The organism is Blastopirellula retiformator (genome assembly GCF_007859755.1).
GTDB lineage: Bacteria > Planctomycetota > Planctomycetia > Pirellulales > Pirellulaceae > Blastopirellula > Blastopirellula retiformator.
Genome location: NZ_SJPF01000002.1, coordinates 875,414 through 900,025, shown reverse-complemented (window position 1 = coordinate 900,025; position 24,612 = coordinate 875,414). Strand labels below are relative to the sequence as shown.

Below are 24,612 nucleotides of genomic sequence, written 5' to 3'. Positions count from 1 at the left end.
TTTTGAGTAACCCGCTTTGGTCTCTTGCGAGAGGGCTCTCGGCATGCGTCGGTCGATTCGTAGTTGGACGGAAACGCTTACGAAACTTGGGTTAAAGTGGCGCGACGAGCCCGCTTCTAGGCGTCGCAAGAAATTGCGTCATGTTCGGCAGGAACAGCTCGAAGTTCGCCAGATGCTGGCGGCCGATCTGGTCTCGGTGGAGGGCAACGATTCGTTGTCTACGGCGCAGACCGTTTCTCCGGTGGTGGACACGCAATATGAAATTGAGGGCTATCTCGGTGACGGTTCCTACACCTACGCCGATGTCGATATCTATGAGGTTTCGTTGACGGCGGGTCAGACCATTTCCGCCGATATCGACGCCTACTATCTCGACGATGGCAGCAATCTGAGCAGCCTCGACAGTTCGTTGTGGCTCTTGGATTCTTCAGGCAACTACCTCTACCTGAGCAATGACGATCAGGCTGCGAATGATTACGCAGCAGGAAGCGACAGCTATTTTTCTTACACGGCGACGTCGTCTGGAACCTACTATGTCGTCGTGACGGACAGCGAGAATTATTACTTCGATCCGTACTCGCCAGGCATGGGGTATTCCTTAACGTCCGGCGACTATCTGCTGCAACTGCTGGTCACCGATCCCCCTCCGCCGGACGCTCATGGAGATCAGATTTCCACCGCCCAGGCCGTCAGCCTGACTGCTGATGTTGTGACGGAAGTTAGTGGCGAAATCGGGGACGGTACCTATGGGAGTAAGGATGTTGACTTGTTTGCCGTGACGCTGGCGGCCGGCGAACGCCTTTCGATCGATATCGACGCCAACAATCTCGATGACGGCTCTAGTCTGAGCAACTTGAACAGCTATGTGCGCGTGTTCAACGCAGCAGGGTCGCAGCAGGCGGTCAACAACTACGGTTCCAGCGACAACGACTATGGTTCGACCGGCTCGGATAGTTACCTGTCATTCCTGGCCCCAGCGGCAGGCACTTACTACGTTGGCGTTTCTTCGAACTACAACCAGTCCTACAACGCCAACACGGCAGGCAGTGGGAGTAGTTCGACCAACTCCGCCGCCCTGGGCGAGTATCGGCTGCAGCTGCTCACCGCTGGTCCGCCCACGGCAGACGCGGAAGGCGATGATCTGACGAGCGCTTCGTCCGTCACGCTAACGCAGAACGTGCTGGCCGAAATCGACGCCCAAATCGGAGATGGTCTCTACCCGAGCCGGGACGTCGACCTGTTCGAGATCTCGCTCGAGGAAGGTCAGGCCCTCACGGTCGATATCGATGCGAGCTACCTCGATACCGGGGGGGGCTGGTACAGCAACCTCAATAGTTATCTTCGTCTGTTCGACGCCTCCGGCAACGAGTTGGCCGAAAACGGCTACGCCGTGAGCGACAACGACTATTACTACGGTTGGTCGTACGATAGCTACTTGCGATTCGTGGCTCCGTCGACCGGAACCTACTACGTCGGCGTCTCTTCCAGCTACAACTCGAACTACAATCCAAACTCCGCAGGCTCGGGAAACAGCTCGACCAGTTACGAAACGCTTGGCGCCTACCGGCTGCAACTGTTGGCCTCCGAACCGCTGACGGCCGATTCTGCCGGGGATGATCTGGCCAGCGCCGAATTGGTCACGCTCACGGAAAACGTGACGACCGAGATCGACGCAACCATTGGCGATGGATGGTACCCGTCGGCTGACGTTGATCTCTACCAAGTCACGCTCGACGCAGGTGATCGGCTGTTGGTTGACATTGACGCCAACTACCTGGACGGTGGCGCCTCGGGTAGCAGTCTGAACAGTTATCTGCGACTGTTCGACGCCTCCGGCAACCAGATCAGCTACAACGACAACGCCGTTAGCGACAACGATTCCAATTCCAGCGGCGACAGCTACTACATGCTGGTCGCTCCGTCGAGCGGGACGTTCTACGTCGGCGTCTCGTCGTACTACAACCGCTACTACACTCCCGGTTCAATCGGCAGCGGAACCGATTCGACCAGTTTGGCCGCTACCGGCGACTATCGCTTGCAGCTGACAGATCTTGGTCCGCCATCTCCTGACAGTGCCGGAGAAGATATCTCTACGGCGCAGATGGTCTCTTTGACGGAGGATGTTCCGGTCGAGTTGGATGCCGAAATCGGGGATGGCCTCTACTACTCGGCCGACGTCGATATGTACGCCGTTACGTTGACGCAAGGCCAACGCCTGGCGATCGACATCGACGCAAGCGTGCTGGACGATGGAACGTCGTACAGCACGCTCAACAGCTATCTGCGGCTGTTCGATTCTTCCGGCAATCAAATCGACTTCAGCGACTACGGAACCAGCGCGAACGATTTTTACTACACTGGCGGCGACGGCTATATTTGGCTGGTCGCTCCCAGCTCCGGCACGTTCTACGTCGGGGTATCGTCGTATTACAACCGCTACTACAACGCCACGACCGAGGGGACCGGCGGCACATCGACTTCAACGGCCGCTGAAGGGGAGTACAAGCTGCAGCTGCTGCTCTCGCCGGCGCTTCCGCCCGACGCTCCAGGCGAAGAGCTGACCACCGCCCAATCGGTCATCCTCACGCCCGATTCGCAGACGGAACTGGATGGCGCCGTGGGCGACGGCACTTATGGTTCGGCCGATGTCGATCTTTATGAAGTCACCCTCGCCGCGGGCCAGACGATCCACATCGATGTCGACGCGGTAACCCTGGACGACGGCTCAAGCCTCAGCACGCTCAACAGCTATATTCGAGTGTTCAACGCTTCGGGAACGCAACAGGCGTACAACAACAATTCCCAAAGCGCGAACGATTACAACTACTCCAACGACGCTTACCTAGAGTTTACGGCGCTGAGCGGCGGCGTTTACTACATTGGGATCAGTAGTTCGTACAACACCAGCTACGATCCCACGACTCTCGGCAGCGGAAACGCTTCGACCAACGCAGCGGCCCTTGGCGACTATAAACTGCAGCTCTTGGCGGAAACGCCGCCCACGCCCGATGCTGCCGGGGAAGAACTATCGACCGCAGAAACTCTGGCGCTCGATCCTTATGTGTTGACAGAAATTGACGCCGAGATTGGCGACGGAGCTTATTTCTCGGCCGATGTCGATATGTATGCCGTGACGCTGAGTCAGGGGCAGACCGTGAGCTTCGACTTGGACGCTTACTGGGATGACGACGGGAACACCATCAGTTCTCTCAACGGGTATTTGCGCCTGTTCGATTCGTCTGGCAACCTGCTGCAGTCCGACTCTTCGAGCCACAGCGACAACGACTATTCCTACAGCTACGGTTACTACGGGCCTTACTCTTACTACAACTACCAAGACGCATTTCTGACCTTTACCGCTGCGACGGCGGGTACGTACTACCTGGGGGTCTCTTCGCAGTACAACACCAGCTACGATCCGGAGACGACCGGGACCGGTTCGACTTCGACCAATAGTAGCGCCACCGGCGCCTACAAGCTGCAAGTTCTGACCGATGGTCCCGCTATCTCGGTCGACGACGTCTCGGTCGGTGAAGACGCTGGCACGTTGACGTTCACCGTGCGTCTGAACCCGCTCAGCGACGAGACCGTGACGGTCGACTACGCGACGGTCGATGGAACGGCAGTCGCAGGCAGCGACTACACGGCGACAAGCGGCACGCTGACCTTCGCTCCCGGTACGGCGAGTCAGACGGTGACCGTGACTATCGCCGACGATGGAGTGGCGGAAGATCCGGAATCATTCATCCTGCAGCTCTCGAACATCTCCTCCAACGCCACGCTGCTTGATAGTGGAGCGACGGGAACGATCGCCGATGCCGCTGGCGACGAGCTTGGCCGGGCTTTGGAAGTGAGCTTGACGCCTGAGGTTCCTGTCGAGTTGTCCGGTTCGATCGGGGATGGCACGTACGGCAGCGCGGACGTTGATCTGCATGCGGTGACGCTGGCGGCGGGGCAGACGATTCATGTCGACGTTGACGCGCTTCGGCAGGATGGCGACGGATCGGCGCTCAGTTCGCTCAACAGCTACTTGCGGATGTTCAATGCGTCGGGAACGCTGTTGAGCAGCAACTACGGAGGCATGAGCCCGAACGACTACAGTTCGTCGGGGGACGCTTATCTCTCGTTCACGGCGCCCACCGCGGGAACGTATTACATCGGCGTCTCGTCGGACTACAACACGAACTATAACCCGGCGATGGCCGGAAGCGGCCAGACATCGACGAGCACGGCGTCGATCGGCGACTACAAGCTGCAGCTACTAGCGGAGACGCCGCCCACGCCAGACGCGGCTGGGGAAGAGCTGTCGACCGCCGAGATTCTGACGCTCGACCCGTTCGTGCCGCAAGAGATTGACGCCGCGATTGGCGATGGCGCTTACTTCTCCGCCGATGTCGACTTCTACGCCGTGACGCTGACCGCTGGCCAAACCGTCAGCTTTGACCTGGACGCCTACCTGGACGATAGCGGCGCCAACGTCAGCTCACTCAATGGGTACCTGCGTCTGTTTGATTCGAGCGGCGCCCAGTTGGCATCGAATTCTTCTGGCCAGAGCGGCAACGACTACAGCAGCGGCTATTACTCCTACAATTACCGAGACGCCTTTTTGACATTCACCGCCTCAACGGCGGGTACGTATTACCTGGGTGTCTCTTCGCAGTACAACACAAACTACGATCCCGCCACGACCGGCACCGGGTCGAGTTCGACGAGTTCGTACGCCACCGGCGCCTACAAACTGCAGGTATTGGCGGATGGTCCGGCGATCACGATCGATGATGTTTCGGCAGGAGAAGACGCTGGCACGCTGACGTTCACCGTGCGACTGAACCCGCTCAGCGACGAGACGGTGACGGTTGACTACGCGACGGTCGACGGTACGGCGACCGCTGGCAGCGATTACACGGCGACAAGCGGGACGCTGACCTTCGCCCCCGGCACGGCCAGCCAGACGGTTACGGTGACCATCGCCGACGACGGAATCTTGGAGGATCCGGAATCATTCATCCTGCAGCTCTCGAACATCTCCTCCAACGCCACCCTGCTTGATAACGAAGCGGCTGGAACGATTACGCCAGAGCCAGGCGATGATCTTCTGTCCGCGCAGAATGTTTCCATCACGCCAGGCGTCGCCACCGAATTGAGCGGCAATATTGGGGACGGAACGTATGGAACGGCGGACATCGATCTGTATAAAGTCTATCTTTTTGCAGGCCAAACGCTTTCGATCGATATCGATGCACAGCAATTTGACGATGGTAGCCAGCTGAGTGACCTGGAGAGCTACCTGCGTGTGTTTAACGCCTCCGGCAGCCAGCTTCGCTATAGCTACGACAATGTGAGCCCGGACGACTACGCCTTTAGTGACGACGCCTATATTTCGTATTCGGTGACCGAAACCGGGATCTACTACATTGGGGTCTCGTCGGAATACAATCGATATTACACGCCTGGCACGCTCGGCAGCGGTCAGACTTCCGCCAATGCCGACGCGGTTGGCGACTACACTCTGCAGCTTTCCGCCACTCCGCGAGTTTTGACGATCGACGATGTCGAGGTCGGAGAGTATTCCGGTACCGTAACGTTCACGGTCGAAATTGATTATCCCAGTGATCAAGCGATCACGGTCGACTATGCGACGGTCGATGGCACGGCCGTCGCGGGTAGCGATTATGTGGCGGCCAGCGGCACGCTTACTTTCGCAGCCGGAAGCACCAGCCAGACGGTGACGGTGACCATCCTTGACGATAGCGTCCTGGAAGACCCCGAATCGTTCACGCTGCAATTGTCGAATCCGTCCGGCATTGTTCTAACGGACAGCGAGGCGACTGCGACGATTGGGGACGCCGCCGGCGATGAACTTGCCGAGGCGCTCGACGTCGAGCTGGTGGAAGGAGTCTGGACGACGATCACAGGCGAAATCGGAGATGGAACCTATGGCCAGCGGGACGTCGATCTCTATAAGGTGACCGTCGATGCGCACCATTTGCTGGTCGTCGATGTGGACGCTCGATATGACGACGCCACGGGATACGACAGTTCGGCGACGCTCAACAGCTATCTGCGCATCTTCGACGCCGCCGGCAATCAAATCACGTACAACAACGATGCTCAAAGCGGCAATGATTACCAGGGGGCTTCCGGATACGACGCTTTCTTGTCCCATGTAACGCTTGCCGCGGGTACGTATTACATAGGCGTTTCGTCCTCAAATAACAGCTATTACGATCCGGCGATGGCCGGGAGCGGTTCCAACTCCAACAGCTCATCCGCACAAGGGCCCTATACTCTGCAGCTGATGGACGCTGGCGCCGTGGCTCCGGATGCGTTGGGTGACGAATTGAGTACGGCGTTTGAGGTGGCGTTGCTTGAGAATGTCCAGTCCGAGGTCAACGGCGAGATCGGCGACGGTTACTATCTTGCGACCGACGTCGATCTGATTGAAGTGACGCTGGCGATGGGCCAAACGCTGACGGTCGACGTCGATGCGAACTACCTTGACAATGGCGTAAGTTCCAGCGGATTGAACAGCTACCTGCGAATCTTCGACGAAAACGGCAACCAAGTCGCATCCAACAATTACGGGACGAGCGCAAACGATTACGCTAGCGGAAACGACGCCTATCTCTCCTTCATCGCCACCGCGGCCGGTTCCTACTACGTCGGCATTTCGTCGAGCCAGAACACAAATTACGATCCGATGGCGATCAGCAGCAATACGATCGCGGCGAGTTCGACGGCAACCGGAACCTATACCGTTCAACTGCTCGCAAATACGCCGCCATTGCCGGACGCCGCTGGTCAGTTGCTAGCCGACGCCCAGTTGGTTGATCTTAGCGACCACCAACCACACGAAATTGACGCGAGTATTGGCGATAGTGAGTATGTTTCGGCCGACGCTGACCTCTATCAGGTCACCCTGTTCGAGGGGCAGACCTTGACGGTCGACATCGACGCCGTCCGGTTGGACAACGGCTCTACGCTTAGCTCGCTCAACAGCTATCTCCGCATATTCGATGCAAACGGCTACCAGCTGGCCTACAACTACAACGGAACAAGCGACAACGACTACTCGTCAAGTAATGATGGCTATCTGGAGTTCGTCGCCCCGTCGGCGGGAACTTATTACGTCGGCGTTTCCTCGGAATACAACCGCAACTACAACGCCGTCACAGGGACGAATGGGACGTACAGCAGCTCGAACGCCGCTATTGGCGATTACAAGTTGCAACTGCAAGCCAAAGACCGGGCATTGACGATTGATGACGTTCAGGTAGGTGAGTATTCCAGTACGGTGACCTTTACCGTCACTCTTGCGCCTGTGCACAGCGACACGGTCACGGTCGACTTCACCACCGCTGATGGCTCGGCGATCGCCGGCAGCGACTATGTCTCCACATCTGGCGCTTTGACGTTCGCCCCGGGCGTGTCGACGCAAACGGTGACGGTTACGATTCTCGATGACGGCGTCATGGAAGATCCAGAGTCGTTCTCGATACTCCTGTCCAATGCGGTTAATGCGACCATCGTCGACGGAGAGGGAGTCGCCACGATTGCTGACGCAGCTGGAGACGAGCTATCGCACGCGCTGGTTGTCGACTTGACGGACAATGTAACCGTTGAAGTCGAAGGGGAAATTGGGGATGGTTCGTATGGAACGGCAGACGTCGACTTGTATCAAGTTTCCTTGAAACTTGGACAAGACTTGCTGATCGACATTGACGCGTACCGTGATGATCTCGGGAACTACTTCAGCCCGTTGAACAGTTACTTGAGCGTCTTTGACGCTAGCGGTAATCTCCTCGCCTCGAACAACGACGCAAGCAGCGAAAATGACTATAGCATGTACAGCTATGGGGATAGCTATCTGTTGTTCACCGCACCGGCGGCGGGAACCTACTACATTGGCGTCTCGTCGACCTACAATCAAAACTACGACCCATCCTCGGCCGGTAGCGGACCCAACTCTTCGAGTAGCGCCGCCGTTGGGAGCTACAAGCTGCAACTGACGGCCAAGGGGCCCTTGCTGCGGATGGGCGACGTCGTCATCGATGAAACTGCGGGCAGCGTCACCTTTACCGTTACGCTAGATCCGACATCGGACGAGACGGTGGCCGTCGACTTCGCGACGGTCGATGGAACGGCGGTGGCGGGTAGCGACTATACGGCGACAAGCGGAACGCTAACATTCACGGCGGGAACTTCAACTCAGACGATTACCGTACCGATCCTGGACGACACTCTGGTGGAAGATCCAGAAGCGTTTTCGATTCAACTCTCCAATGCCGTCGGCGCAACAATTAGCGACGCTACGGCGACCGCGACGATCAATAGCGACGACCTGCCGCCGAGCGATACGCCCGGAGATAGTCTGGCCACGGCGCAGAGCGTTCTCCTGACTCCAGACGTGATGACGACGATCGAGGAGGAGATAGGCAACGGCAGCTACGTCGGCAAAGACGTCGACTTCTACGCGGTTACGCTAGCGGCGGGACAGACGATCTCGATCGATATCGACGCCCGGTATGACGACGATTATGGGTACATGGAGAGCCTGAGCTGGCTCAATAGCTATTTGCGAGTTTTCAGCGCGTCAGGAACGCAGCTTGCCGCGAACAGTAGCGGAACCTCCAGTAACGACTACTACTGGACCTACGGGGACGCTTACGTCTCGTTCACGGCGTCATCGACCGGCACCTACTATATAGGCGTGTCGTCGGCTTACAACACGAACTACGATCCGACGGCGCCCGGCAGCGGTTCGTCTGGAGGTAGCGAAGGTATCGGCGCGTATCGCCTGCAGTTGCTCGCAGATTCGAACGGGATTGCTCCCGAGATTGTTGTTGAGAATGAACAGGGGGGTGATGTCGCCAGCGGTGGGGCTGTCGTTGATTTGGGATCGGAGTACGCCGGTTCCGACTGGACGTACTCTTTTGTGATTCGGAATACCGGCACGAGTTCGTTGCAGCTAAATGAGCAAACGCTCACTTTACCGGCAGGATTCGAATTGGTGGAAATCTTCGACGCCGTCGTCGCGCCCAATGGCGATACGACCTTGACCGTCCGGATTCCGACGACGGCAGTAGCCAGCTATGCCGGAACGATTTCTTTTGCGACGAATGACTTCGACGAAGCCCTCTTTGAAATTGGCGTTGAGGCAAACGTTCTGGCCTTGCCGAACGCAGCCCCGGAAATCGGCCACCCGTTGCCGGAAATTCGGGTGGCGATGGGAACGGTATCGTCCGTTCTCAACCTGACGCCATATTTTACGGACGTGAACATGGTTACCGGCGACTACCTGACGTATAGCGTCGTCAGCAACTCGAATAGCTCGCTGATCACCACGGCCGTTGCCGATAGCGAATTGTCGCTTAGCTACGCAGCCGGCGAGTCGGGCGAATCTACCGTGGTGATTCGCGCAACCGATAGCGAAGGGTTGTACGTTGACGCGGCCGTCGCGGTTCGGGTTCTGCCCTTGGCAAATACAACCCCGTATTCAGTCGGCGAGTCCTACAACGTCGTTCACGATACGACGCTCGGTGTCAACGAAAACCGGGGCGTATTGATCAATGACCTTGATGTCGATGGCGATGTACTGACGGCATCACTTATTGGGGCGCCGATGCATGGGACGTTCGCCCTGAATGCCGATGGGTCGTTTGTCTATACTCCCGAGGAAGGATACGCCGGACCAGACTCGTTCACCTACCAGGCGTCAGACGGCACGACGGCGTCGGCGACAACGTTCGTGCAGTTGAACGTTGGGAATGATGCGCCGGTGGCGTTCAATGCCGCGTTTGAAACGAAAGCCGGCGTTTCGTTAACGATCGAATCCCCAGGCGTCGTTGATGACTCGTTTGGGTTGGGCCAGATCTCCGATTTGGGCCTATTGAACTACGCGGTCGATCAAGACAATGATGCGCTCGAAGCGACTCTTGTCGCCCAGCCTAGCAATGGCGCCGTTACGCTGAACGCGGACGGATCGTTCGTCTACGTTCCCAATCCGGGATTTGCCGGCACAGATACGTTCACTTTCCAAGCTGGCGACGGCATCGATCTCAGCAACGAGGCGACCGTCACGATTCACGTCGTGAATGATGCGCCAATCGGGGTTGCGGATTACTTCAGCGTGTCGCATGACTTGACGTTTGAGAGCGACATAAGCGTCTTGGCGAATGACGTTGACGTCGATTCCAGCGAGTTGACGGCAGAATTGGTCGCTGGTCCTGTACACGGCGTTTTGGTATTGGCGACCGACGGTACCTTTACGTATACGCCTGAATTTGGCTATGTCGGCGACGACTCGTTCACCTACGTCGCCAAAGACGCCTTTGGTCAAAGTCAAACGGTGACTGCGTCTCTGTCCGTCGTAAATCATCTGCCAGTCGCGGCAACGGACGTCTACTTTGTCCGTCATGACGCGACGCTCGCCGTTGATGCAGCTTCCGGCGTTCTGGCGAATGACTTGGACGCGGATACGGATGGACTCGCCGCGGCGCTTGTCGCAGCGCCTGCATCGGGCGCTCTAACGTTCGCTCCTGATGGTTCGTTTGAATACGTACCGGCCGCCGGCTTTGTTGGCGACGTATCATTCACCTACAACGTCTCCGACGGATTTGGAACTTCGCTCGAGTCAGGCGTCGTCACAATTCATGTCGTCAACACCTCTCCAGCGACCAGTGGCGAGAACTACTCGATTCATGCGGGCGAAACACTGACGGCTGACGCAAGCGCCGGCGTCTTAGCGAATGAAATTGACGCCGATGGCGATACGTTAATGGTCGAGATTGTCAGCGATGTGTTGCAAGGCTCGCTAACGCTACTTGGCGATGGTAGCTTCACCTACATGCCTGCCGCTAGCTATGTCGGTACGGATTCGTTCACCTACAAGGTTGGAGATGGCGTAACCTGGTCGGATCCGATCTCGGTGAATCTGGTCATCGCGAATCAAACGCCTGTTGCGACTGGTAATACGTATAGCTTGTCGCATGACGAAACTGTCACGATGGACGCCACTTTCTTGGGTGACGTAGCGTTCGACCTGGATGAAGGGGACAGTCTAACGTTCTCGAAGGTCCAAGGACCATCGCATGGGACGCTAACGCTAGCGGCGGATGGCTCGTTCGTCTACACGCCCACGGCTGGATACGTTGGGACCGACTCGTTCAGGTACCGGGTCTTCGACGGAATCGAATTTAGCGACGCAGCGACGGTCGAGTTGACGATTCAGAATTCGGCGCCGGTCGCGATCTCGAATAGTTACGTCATCCATCACAACGATGTTTTGACTATCGATGTGGCCAATGGTTTCTTGTCCAATGACAGCGATGCCGATGGGGATGTGCTGACCGCGTACGCCTACGGCGTTACCAGCAGCGAAGGAGCATTCTCCTATTCAAATGACGGCTCGTTCGTCTTTACGCCTAATTCTTACTTCAGCGGATGGGTAGATGTCGAGTATGTCGTCTCCGATGGCATCGAGTCATCGACAGGTACGATGTCGATTCTCGTGACTGATGAAGCGTATCAAACGAATCCCGACGAATATGCGACCCTGGTCGGAACGACGCTGAGCGTCTCGGCGGCGGATGGCGTCTTAGCGAACGACGTCAATCCGGACGGCGACTACTTTTCGTTCATGTACGTGTCGAACGTCGCGCACGGTACTTTGAACTGGCAAGGGGACGGTAGCTTTACCTATACGCCGTATACCGGCTTTGTCGGAATCGACTCATTCACGTACGAGATTTACGACTATTTCAGTTCCGCGCCGGCTTCCGTCACGGTGACGTTACATGTCTATGACGAGCCCTTGCTGGCGGTGGACGATGCCTTCCAGATTTCGCATGACGAGTCGATACAAGGAAACGTAGCCTCCAACGACTTCAATCAGGACGATGTGATGGTATCCGCCGTGCTGGTAAGCGATGTTTCACATGGGAGCTTGACGTTCGCCAGCGACGGAACGTTTGCGTATGTCCCGGATCCATCGTTTACCGGCACAGATTCCTTCCAGTACCAGCTTGACGATGGCGCGGAACTGACCAACGTTGCGACCGTTACGTTTAACGTCGGCAACCATGCTCCGACAGCTTCTGGGCAATATTTTTCGATCTTGCACGACACGGCGCTCGACATCATAGATCCGCTATTGACGAACGAGTCGGAAGACGCGGATGGTGATGCCCTTATGGCGGCGATCGTCGACCAAGCTGGTCACGGGACGGCGACGATAAATCCCGATGGTTCCTTTAGCTATTCACCTGAAACGGGCTATGTCGGATTAGACAGCTTTACCTATCAGGTGTCCGACAACTTCGCGTCAAGTGCGGCGGTTACCGTCTTTGTTAACGTCACCAATTCGACTCCGCTGGCTGGCGATGATCGATTCCTAGTTCCGCACGACGACAGTTTCACCTTCACTGTCGCCGACTTGCTTGACAATGATCGCGACGCCGACCAAGACCCGCTCACCATTACGATTACGTCGCAGCCAAGCAACGGAGCGTTGACGGATGATGGGAACGGCGGATTTACCTATGTTCCGGCAGCGGGATTTACCGGTCCCGACGCAATCACCTATCTAGTTAACGACGGAATCGCGGACAGCGAAGAGGCGACGATCACATTCCAGGTCGTCAACAGCGAGCCGATTGCGTTTGTTGACAAATACGCTACCGACCACGATACGGAATTGGTAGTTGCGGCGACGGAGGGACTGCTGGTCAACGATTTTGACGCGGATGGCGATGCTCTTGTCGTTTCGCTCGTCGAGGGACCTGCCAACGGGGTTCTGACGCTTGGCGCAGATGGTGCTTTTTCATATGTGCCGACTGCTGGTTATGCGGGGGAAGATTCGTTCACGTACAAAGTCGGTGATGGCGCAGCGGAATCGCTGGTAGTGACCGTGACGCTGGAAGTCGTTAACGATACGCCGGTTGCCCAGGACGATCTCTACTATGTCGGTCGAAATGAGGCGATCGTCATTTCCGCACCAGGGATACTGGTGAACGACGCTGGCTTTGAGGGAGAAGCCTACTCGATTGAGATCGTTAGTACGACGACTCATGGCGTGCTGACGAAGTATGGAGATGGCAGCTTTGACTATTCGCCTGATCAAGGTTACGTCGGGGAAGATTCGTTCGTCTATCGAATTTTCGACGGCATCAGCTACAGCGAACCGGCCACGGTAACGCTGGTGGTTGAAAACGATCTTCCAGTCGGAGGGACGGACGAGTTTTCCGTTAGCCATGACGAAACGTTGACCGCCGGAAGTCAAGGGGTCTTGGCGAACGACTATGATCTGAATGGCGACACTCTCACCGTCCAACTCTACTCGGATGTCGAGAACGGCGTCTTGACGCTTAACGGCGACGGTACGTTTACCTATACGCCTGATGCGGGGTTTGTGGGTGCTGATCGCTTCACTTACGTCGTTTCGGATGGCATCGACCAATCCGACCCGGTTCTCGTTTCGCTGGAGGTAACCAACAATGCTCCCCGATCAGCGGCGAAGAGTTATCGGGTTGAGCACGACCAAACTCTGACGGTTGATTCAAGTAGCGGTCTTTTTTCGGCTGTCATTGACGATGAAGGCGACTCGCTCACGTTTGTATCAGTAGTAAACCCGCTGTATGGCAACCTGACCGCAAGCAGCGATGGATCGTTCGTTTACGTTCCCAACGCAGGATTCACCGGTACCGATTCATTCGCCTATCGCATTTCCGATGGCGTTAACGAAGGCGAACTAATTCGTGTCGAGATTGACGTCGAAAATACGGCGCCGGTTGCCGGAGACGATCGGTTTTCCATCGGAAAGGGAGGTACGCTGGTCGTTGGCTTGGAACAGGGCGTTCTCGCGAATGATCGCGACTTTGACGATGACTCACTAGAAGTCTCGGTCATCGACGACGTGAAGAACGGCGAACTCACGTTCAACGCCGATGGGACTTTCGAATACGTACCCGACAGCGGTTTCGCTGGAACCGATTCGTTTACCTATCGCGTGTTCGATGGCGTCGAAAGCGTCGACCGCGTCGTCACCATCGATGTTGACGGAATTTTGGATGTCGTTGATCCGGTTCCCGTCGCTTACGGCGATTCTTACCAAACGAACCATGACGTCGACTTAGACGTCGGCTTTTCCAGTGGCGTCGCCACCAATGATCGAAACCAAGATCGAGATGATTTTGTGGTCGAGGTCGTGGATACGACCACGCATGGCTCGCTAACACTCAATACGGATGGCTCGTTTCTCTATTCGCCAACCGCAGGCTACACGGGCGGCGATTCTTTTTCGTATCGAATTGTCGACGAGAATGGAAACGTGAGCAACGTCGCAACCGTGATGATCAGCGTGCTCAATGTCGCACCGATTGCGACGCTGGCGAACTTCAGCGTTCATCAGGGAGGAGAGTTGACCGTGTCGGCGGAGCAATTGGCGTCGCACGGCTTTGATTTTGACGGAGACGAATTGACCGTCGTGACTTCCGGAAGCGCGTCCCACGGTGAGTTCGTCGCCTCGGGAGGTGGGTTTACCTATACGCCGGCGCCAGGCTTCAGCGGCTCGGAAACGTTTGGCTTTCAAGTCTATGACGGCGTAAGCTACAGCATTGCCGCCAGCATTTTCGTCGATGTCACCAATACCCGTTCTTTCGCTGCGGACAGAACGTATCAAACGCATCAAGGCGCTAAAATTGAAATTGGCGACCTTTTGTCGACGGCGGGCGATGCGGATGGAGACCCTTTGACCTTGGTCCTGGACCCCAATGTTCAGCCGCAAAATGGAACGATCTCTTTGGTCGGCGGAACGGTCGTCTATACGCCCAATGACGGTTTCGTCGGTCAAGACTCGTTCGCCTATCGCGTCAACGATGGCGCTGCCGATAGTCCTCGCTACCGAGCGTTCGTTAACGTGACCAACGAGGCGCCAGAGGTTCTCTCGGAGGAAGCCTACGTGGTGCATGGCGGATCGGTGTCGATTCCGCTCAGTTCCTTCGATCCGGATGACGCCCAAGGGAAACTGATCTACCAAGTCGTTTCCGGCGCCGAGCTACTCGGAGGTACGTTGACGCTGGGTAACGAGGTGACGGAAGATGGCGTTTCCGGTTTCCGGGGGGCAATTTCGTACCAGTCTTCCAATACGCAAGTCGGCGATGCGACCATTAAGGTGCGAGTCTGGGACGGAGCCGTTTGGAGTGAGGAGGCGATGGTGACCATTCATGTCACCAACGCTGCGCCGGTCGTTTCCGACATGAACTTCCGCGGCGAGCCCGGGGAAACTTTCTCCGGAAATGTTGGTGAGAGATCACGCGATGCCGATGGGGATGCGTTGACCTTCGCCATTGTTGACGACGCAGACGCTAACGAAAACGGGACGTTGACTTTCAACGCCGCCACCGGCGCGTTCACCTACAAGGCGGACGACGAGTACGTAGGGGCCGTTTCGTTTACGTATAACGCGACCGATGGGATCGCGGATAGCCAAACTGCGACGGTGACCTTTGTGGTTGGCGATTCCGTCCCGCTGGCGTTTAGCGATACGGTTACCCAACCGTATTATGCGGGCGGCTATTACGGCTTTAGCCTTTCGGATCTCGGCTTGGGATTTGACCCAGATGGCGATGAATTAACTTATCTCAGTGACGCTACCGTCACCGCGGAAGGGGAGTTTTTCCTATCGGAATCCGGCCACGTTACGTTCTCCGCGAATGATCCAAAGTTTGTCGGAACTGCGACCCTAGAGTTTCAAGTTACCGATGGGCGGCAAACTTCGAATACCGCCACGTTGACTCTGGTCGTGCGCAATAGCGGCCCCATGGCGAATGACGACTATTTCACCACTCGCCCCAATCAACAGTTGAGGATTAGTGGTACGGAACTCCTCTCCAATGACCGAGACCCGGATGGAGATGGGCTAACTCTGGTTTCGCCGACGCCGACGCTGGTTTCTGGCGAGGGAAGTCTTGTTTGGAACGCTTCCAAGAATCAGTTCGAATACCATGCGCCGGTTGATTTCGTCGGCACCGCTACTTTCACCTACGAAGTCTCGGATGGGATTCATGATCCTGAAATGGCGACCGTTTCAATCGAAGTGGTCAACAGCGCGCCTTGGGGTATGGGGCAAACGTATTACTTGACGACCAATCAATTCGTCGGGTTCAACCCGCGGACAAGCAACCCCACATTCGACATCGACGGAGACTCACTGCAGTTTATCTATTCCGAGGAGAACTCCTCCGAGTTCAAACTGCTTCAGTTCAATCCTTACGGTTACTATATCGATCCGGAGGCGCCAGGCGTATACGAGTTCACATTCTGGGTGTCCGACGGCTTCGCCAAGAGCGAGCCGATCGTAAATACCTTTGTCGTTTCGGATCCGCTGTCATTCACGATCGATGACGAAGAGAATTATGGGACCGTCACCGTCAACCAAAACGCCAGCGTCAACGTAACGGGGTCCTCAAACCCCGAAATCGTGAATACGGCGCCGATCGCTGTTGATGATGGGATTTACCGAATTCTCCACGATCGTGACTACTATTCGAATCAGTCTGCCAACTACGCTGCTGGTATTCCAGGCGGCGTTTCTCTGATAAGCAACGACTTTGATCCAGACGGAGATTCCCTGACCGTTACCATCCTTAACGTGACGCATGGCACGGCGACTATTCTGAATAGTACGATGTGGAATGGGCATTTCCATTTTGTACCGGAAGAAGGTTATGTCGGAACGGCGACAATTGAATACGAGATTTCCGACGGCCACGGGCACACCGACACGGCCACCGCTACGCTGCTGCTGGAGAACCATGCCCCAGTCGCCGAGGATGAGACCCTCAATTTTACGTACAACTCCGCTGCCACGACGACGGTTGAGTTCGCGCCGTATTACAGCGATCCCGACAACGATGAAATGACGATGGAGTTCGTTAGCTATTCTGGAGATGGAGAAGTTACCCCTAGCGGGGCAACCCCGAGCGGTGACGGATTTACATGGATCTCTGGAGTCGACCCAACGGGCAACAACGGCCCAACCTCCGCCTCGGGAACGTTGACGTATAAGGTGACCGATTCCGGCGGCTACGAAACCACGGCCAGCATCGCCCTGAATATGGCTTCGTCCTATCCGTCCGTAGATCCGACCTATGTTTATGCGAGGGACGACGAATTTGAGTGGAATGGCGGTACGTTGTTAGGCAATCTATACCACAATGATTGGAGCAAATACGGCGCAAAGGTGGTGAGCGTCACCCCCACCGACGGACTCACTTGGAGCGACAACGGCGCGTTCGAATTTACGCGAACCACGCCGTTTTTTGCTCCAATTACCGGCAGTTACACGATTGAGGACAGTAAAGGGAAACTGGCGAGCGCTTCCTTTACCATCAATCCGCTCATTCTCCTGGGAGGTGAAGTAGCCACGTTCGAAACCAGTTACGGTCAAATCTCCGTCCAGAACGAAGGTTATGGCTACAACACAGGAGGGAACGGCACCGGCAGTTTTTACGCCTGGTTGGACAGCAACGGAGACATTCAAATCCAGGCTGAGTCCGGCTCAAGCTTCATGGTGAGAACGGACGCTCATGCGAGCAGCGAAGAAACGCTTGTCGACTACGACGTCCATTGGCTGGGATCAGCCGACTTTCTGCGAATCGTTTCCGACGGCAGCATTTCAGGCGGATTGTCTGGTGCCAGCCATGTGGAGCTACACCTCGGATACGAATCCAACGACGACTACACGAACGAGGCGCTGGCCGATTTTGAAGGCACATTGACTGCAGAAACGGTTCGAATCTCGGCGACCGGTAGTATCGGCACAGTCAATGCATCCGATCGAGTGTTCTGGGCATCGGCTGGCGAGTCGATCGTTTCCGTGACTGCGGCGGGGGACATTGGCAGCGTCACTGCTGGGTATCAGAGCTATGATACGGATGAGATTTATTACATTGGCTCGGTGACGTCGAGTGGCGGCGACATTGGCGTTGTGGCGTCGGCGTCCGGAGATATTAACTCTGTTTCCGCAGCGGGCGAAATTGCCTCCGTCGATGCGGCTCGCGACGTTGGATCGGTTACCGCCGGTAAGGGTATCGGCGGTTCCGTCATAGGGCCGGCCAATGGTGGTTACTATGGGTATTGGTACGACATATACAGGTACCGTTATCCTTACGGTCCTCGCGGAGTTCACGCTGGACAAGACGTAACCGGGACGATCACCGCGGCTGATAGCATTCTCGCGGTCGTCGCCGAGCGTGACGTCAAGGGCGCCATAACCTCTTCATCAGGTTCCATCTACATCGTAACGGCCGAGTCCGGCGAGATCTCGCAGAGCGTCAAGGCTGAAGATAACATCGGCCAAGTGGTCGCCGGCACGTCAATTGAAGCGAAGATCGAGGCGACATCCGGCTCCATCGCCGCAGTCACCGCCGGTAGCGACATCGAGGGAGCCATCGCCGCCGGTGAGCACATCGGCTCGATCCGTGCAGGAGGCGATCTACGGGGCGCCGTCACCGCCACCAACGGCAATATCTTGTCGATCTCGATCGATGGTGAGATCGACAACTCCGGCATCACCGCCGGGCAATCGATTCGCTCGGTATCGGCGGTCGAAATCTCCGCCAGCGGAGGCATCAAGGCCGAAGCTGGCTTCATCGAGAACATTGCGTCTGAAGGAGGAATCTCCGGCGCGATTACCGCCGGCAAGTACATCGAGATTGTCTCCGCCGGAACGGTCTTCGCAGGAGACATTGACGGAGCGATCACCGCCAAGGCGGGCGGCATCGGCAAGGTAATCTCGGCTAGCGGCAGCATCAACTCTGGGATCGACGCCACAGGAGATATCGGTACGGTCACCGCCTACGAAAACATCGGAGGCGAGGTCAAATCGACCGGCTATATCCTCAGCGTCACAGCCGAAACGGGCGATTTGTCGAAGGGGGTTAGTGCCGCCGACGGCCTAGGTGACGTAACTGCCGGTCAAAGTATCCTGGGCGCCATCAAATCGGAAAATGGCGGCATTGAAACGGTGATCGCGGGGAATGATACGTATGGGGATATTACGGGGGATATCTACGCAAAACTGGGAATCAAAACGGTCGAGGCTCACGGAAACGTCACCGTGGATGAAGACGCGAGCATCATCGCGACCGAAACCGAGTCGCAGTTCTTAGATCGATTGCTAAATTCAATTGGCACGGACGACGATGTCGAGATATCCCCGCCGGAAAAGCCTGAACGGCCAACTGGCGCAACTTTGGGAGGCGAGATTTCTGGTGCCATAACCTCGAAGGCGTCGCTGGGCCAAATCAAAGCCGATGGCGAACTATCGGGTGACGTCGATGTCGCCGGCCAATTGGGGGCAATTACCGCACTGGGGGACATTTCAGGATCCGTGACCGTATCGGGCGGTTCTGCGAGTATCGCCACCTACGGGAGCGTCACGAAGTCCGTCACAGCGCACAACAGTGTTCTCATCAACGCCCTCGGCGAGGTAGCAGACGATATCACGGCTGAAAATGGCGTTGTCGGAATTTCCTCTGGCGGTTCCGTGAAGAACTCCGTTTCAGGAAAAAATGGCGTTCTGATTTTTGCCTGGGATGGCGTTGCTGGAGGGACAATCAGTTCGGCCGATAGCGTCGTGTCTATTCGAACGTATGGCGGAGTTACTTCCTCCATCGATGCTGGGAAGTCAATTGCAATTGGCGCTTTGCAGGACGTATCTGGAAATGCGACCGCTGTTGATGGTTCCGTATTCGTCTCCACGTTCGGCGACATTCGCGGAGCGATCGAGGCGTCTGAAGAGGCGAACCTGGCAACGTTTGGAGAGGTTGCGGCTTCGGTGAAAGCGGAGAAAATTAAGGCGATCGCCGGTTCGGTGTCGCAATCGCTGACGAGCGAAGAGTCAATTTTTCTCTTCGTCGAGGACTCCGTTTCAGCCGATGTTACGTCGACGATGGGAGACGTAATTATCGCGGCTGGAAGCGTTTCTGGCGAGATCACCGTCTCAGCAGTCGCCGGACGCGTCGCCATCCGTGCGTATGGAAACATCTTAGATGCGGAGGAGGGCACCGATCCGGAGTTCACCCCAGGCGAAGTCGCAGCCTATGTTACAGCCCGCAGGGATGTTACTGTTCGCGCGACGGGAGATATTTCTGGCTCTGCCTTTTCGCAGAAGGGAAACATTCAAGTCGTCGCGTTAGGTGATCTCAACGCTCGGCTGACGACCAATGGCACCGCATCATTCGTTCTCGCGACGTCCTATGGCGACGTCACTAAAGACATCAAATCGGCTGGTTCCGCGGCCGTCATCGCGTTGGGTGACGTCGACGGCGACTTGACGGTGGGAAGGGAGGTCGTCGTATCGGCTCATGGATCGGTTGCAGGTTCGATCGAAGCTGGGAGTAATGCAAGCGTCGATGCGCGGGGGAATGTAAGTGGTGACGTTTCGACCGGCGAAGGCTTGCTAGTTGCTTCCGGCAGGGTGGTCAGCGGTGATTTGATCTCGGGTGATTGGATCGATGTATTCGCACTTGAGGGAGTCGAGTCCTCTAAGATCGTCGGCACAGACGTGGTCGGAGTCGACACCTTTGGGGCTGTCAATAGCGACTCGATCGTTTCCGCGGGAAGCAGTGTGAGCGTTGCGGCTTCCGAGGGAGTCGACGCGACGATTCGCAGCGCCGGCAGCGTCGTCGTCCATTCAGGCGCGTCGATTTCGTCCTTGAAGATAAACGCGGAAGGTAGCGTGTTAGTCAATGCATCCGGGCGAGGGAGTCAGGGAGAGGGGGATGCTGGTGATCCTGGAAAGATCGATGGCGTTCTACTCCAGGTCGGTGGAGACACCAGTATTTTTGCAACCGGAGACATTGCGCTTGGCGCTGGCTCGGTCGCGGGCTCACTCAGCGCCTATACGCTAGGAAGCGTAAACGGGAACGGAGACCTGGGCGTCGCCAACGGAGCGTATCTATTCGCCGGTGACGAACTTAATGCCAAACTGGCGGTATCTGGCGGTCGCATCATCGGCGTAGGTGCCAATGCTCTCCAGGGTACATATGTGTCCAATGCCGGTGTTGACCTAGTCACCTATGGATCCGCTTCCAATCTCACGATTGATAGCGCTTTAGGTGACGTTAGCCTTATGGCCGCATTTGGAGTCGACGAAGCGGAAATTCACGCTGGAGGATCGGCGATCGTAACAGCCGCCGACTCGATCTCAGGCGATTTCAGCGCATCGCGTCTTGTCGACGTATGGGCCGGAAAAGACTTCAGTGGGACAGCATCGGGGGACCGAGAGGTTGGCGTCTACGTAGGTGGAAACGTCAGCGGAACGGTGTCGTCCAAATTTGGAGACGTTGGTGTCGTCGCTGTCGGAAGTCTAGAAGGGGACTCCGCAATCTCTGCGGAAGTAACCGCCCATCAAAGCGCAATCGTATCTAGTATCACCGGCGATGTGAGTGGCGCCGTGACGGCGATGCGGGGCGACGCGCTGGTATCCGCTGGCGGCGACGTCTCCGAAGCTATAAGCGCGGGGTCGGACATCGCCATTTGGGCCTACGGGGATGTGTCAGGCGCCGTTACCGCCAAAGGAAGCGTTTCGGTATTGTCATACGGGGATATTTCCGGGGACGTAACCTCCTCATCAGGCGGAGTATTCGTGGCTGGCGCCGACTCCATCCGCGGGGCCATATCTGGCAATTTCGGCGTTATTGCCGTTGCTGGCACGGGCCAGGTTTCGGGCAGCATCGACACGGCCAACGGGGCGGCGCTGGTCACCGGCCTGGACGTCACCGGCGATGTCACCGCCGGGACCGGAGTCCGGGTTGCGGCACAGCGGACGGTTTCGTCAACCGTTACGTCGATCGCCGCATCCGCATTTGTCACGGCCGGCGACAAAATTACAGGCAGCGTTTCGGCCGCACTCGACGTCTCAGCAATCGCCGTTGACAATATCGGCGCCTCACTAAACGCAGGCCTCAACGTTTCCGCCATCACGATGGGAAGTCAAGTAGGGAACGTTAGCGCCGGGGCATCTGCCTCTGTCGTTGCCGGGAGAAGCGTTTCTGGCAACGTCAACTCGGGCAGCGACTTGCTCGTCGCCGCCTACTCGACGGTCTCTGGGACCATCGATGCAGGCGACTTCGCAATCGTGTCCGGTTTGGGGGAGGTGTCCAGCGGCACGATCTCCGCTGGAGAAATCGCCTACGTTGAGTCAGGCGGGGCGATCCGATCCAACGTCTCGGGCGCTCAAGGGGTGACTATCTCTTCGCAGGGAAGTTTCCTCGGTGCGGTCGAATCGGGCCAGGACGCATACGTCGTCAGTGGAGGCTCACAAGCGGGCGCCGTGCATGCTCAGGGATCGGTCGTCGTCGCCTCCTTTGCCGCCAGCACGCTCTCCGTTCTGGCTGGCGAAGACGCGTACGTCTGGGCTTACGACAATTATCAAGGTAACGTCTATACCGGTGGAGACGCGCTCGTCGTCTCTCCCAAGAGCGTTCGCGGAAGCGTTCAAGCTGATGGAAGTGCGGCAGTCTACGCCATCGACTATGCTCTCGGATCTGTCTACGCCGGAGAGTATGCGACGTTAGTTTCGTTTGGGAGTGCGTTCGGCCCCTACGCCGTCTCTGGCGATCTCGGCAGCTACGCCTTCGTCGGCGGAGACTTCGGAGGCGTGGTAGAGTCGGATGCGGGTTCGGTCGCGTTAATCGCCATTGGCACGGTTACCGGATCGGTGACAGCTGCCGACAACGCCTATGTCTCGGTGACCGGCGATTTGATCGGTACCGTTTCCGCAGGCGACTATGTGCAGGTGATCGGCTTCGGCGAAGTCGATGTCGCTCTAGCCGCCGGCGCCGACGCGATGCTACTTAGTGAAGGGAATGTTCGGGCGACGCTCGAGTCGGGACGAGACTTCTACGTGATGGCGTATGGCGACGTAACTGGCTCCTATCACGCTCAGCGCGACGCCGCCATTCATACCTACAGTTCGTTTAACGGAATGCTAATCGCGGATCGCGACATTGGATTGGATCAAGCGAATCATTACGGAATCAACGGCCTGTGGGCGCGTGGCGATATCGAAGGGACGATCGTTGCGGGCCGCAACATTGGCACGAGCGATCCGTTCTATGCATACGATCTCGACGACAGCGAGAACTTCGATATTTTTAGCTACGGCGACATTAACGCCTCGATTCGAGCTCAAAATGCCGCACAGTTCTCCAGTGGCGGCAATATCGGCAACGTGGGTGCGGTCGGTTCGATTTCAGGACGCGTTGAAGCGACAAGTGCTATCGATAGTCTTTTTGCCGGTGGAAATATCGCCGCAGATGTAATCTCTCCCGGTATCCACTCGATTTCCGCCAACGACGCTACGTTCGCTGGGCTGCATCCGACACCAGATGTGCCCGAGTTGGTGCGGCAGTCAATCCTGGACAATTTTGCCGATCAGCTTTCCGAGGTTCTCGCTGATCGTCAACTGTTGGCCGCCGATATTGACGCGGCGATCGACCAGGCTAATGCCGAGAAGCAAGACCTCCTAGACGAGCTTTCTTCCGCCCGTTCGGAGGCGGAGAGAAACGTTCGCCAGCAGCAGGCGGAGGACGCGGAAGCGATCGCCGCCGCAAAGGTACGCAAGAAGAATGAAATCGATGAATCGGTCAAGTCGGAGATGGCGGAGATTGAAGCGATTCGTACTCAGATTGACAAGGATCGTTACGAAATCGGACATGTGATTGAACGTGGCAGGTCAGATCGTCTTTCCCAAACTGCCGACGAACGTGCCGTAGCGGAAAAAATGGAGTCGCAACTCGAAGATCGCGACAACAAAGTTGAAGAGTTCAAGCAGGAAGTCTTGGACGCCGCCGCCGCCGATGCCCAAGAGAGACAAGAGATCTTTGTAGAACTGAAAAAGGAACAAGCCCGGGAGGCAAGCAAATATGACCATTTGCGGTTTGATCTGCCCCCCTCGGATGGTACGGTGATGGGGGAACTCAATCGAATTTATGACTTTTTATCGTTCCAGATCTCGCTTAATCCCGCCGTCGCCGAATCGTCCATTGTTTGGGAAAATACGGCCCATTACGACTGGACGATTAGCCGCATTTATGTGACCGGCGGGACGGTGATCGCGGGGTATGTCGGCGTGCGCGACATTTCCGACGTCTTCCACACGCATGCCGCCCTCGATGGTCACGTCCAGTCGGTCGAAGAGCGGGTCCTAAAAGGGGTGACGGGGCCGATTGCGCTTGTTACGACCGCAACTGGAATTGCCGGGGCCGGAAAAATGGCCATCGGAAGCTACCGCTCATTCTCCGCGGCTCGCGCCTCGAAAGCCGCATCTCTCGCAAGAAACGCCCCCTGCAAGAACGGCTGCTCGACCCACCTCAGCTGTTTTGTTGCGGGAACGCCGGTCTTAATGAAGATCGATACGAGTATCTCCACCGACGAATCCACGTCTTGGGAATGGGCCGAGCCTGCCCTCTATGGCGGTTCCATCCTGTTGGGCGTCGGGCTCGTCATCGTTGATGATCGCCGCCGCCGTCGTCGTGCCAAAAGGCGTACGGAGAATTCTCCCGCGACCGACCAAGATTAATTTCCGAAAACCGCTTTTCTCATGTT

At 56.8% G+C, this 24,612-nt stretch carries 1 protein-coding gene; it reads left to right on the top strand.

Going from position 1 to position 24,612, the window contains the following annotated elements; translation table 11 throughout:
• Positions 1-133 precede the first annotated feature (133 nt).
• Positions 134-24,586, top strand: a complete 24,453-nt coding sequence (locus Enr8_RS10955; RefSeq protein WP_186767572.1) for a DVUA0089 family protein — start codon at positions 134-136, stop codon at positions 24,584-24,586.
• The last annotated feature ends 26 nt before the right edge of the window (positions 24,587-24,612 follow it).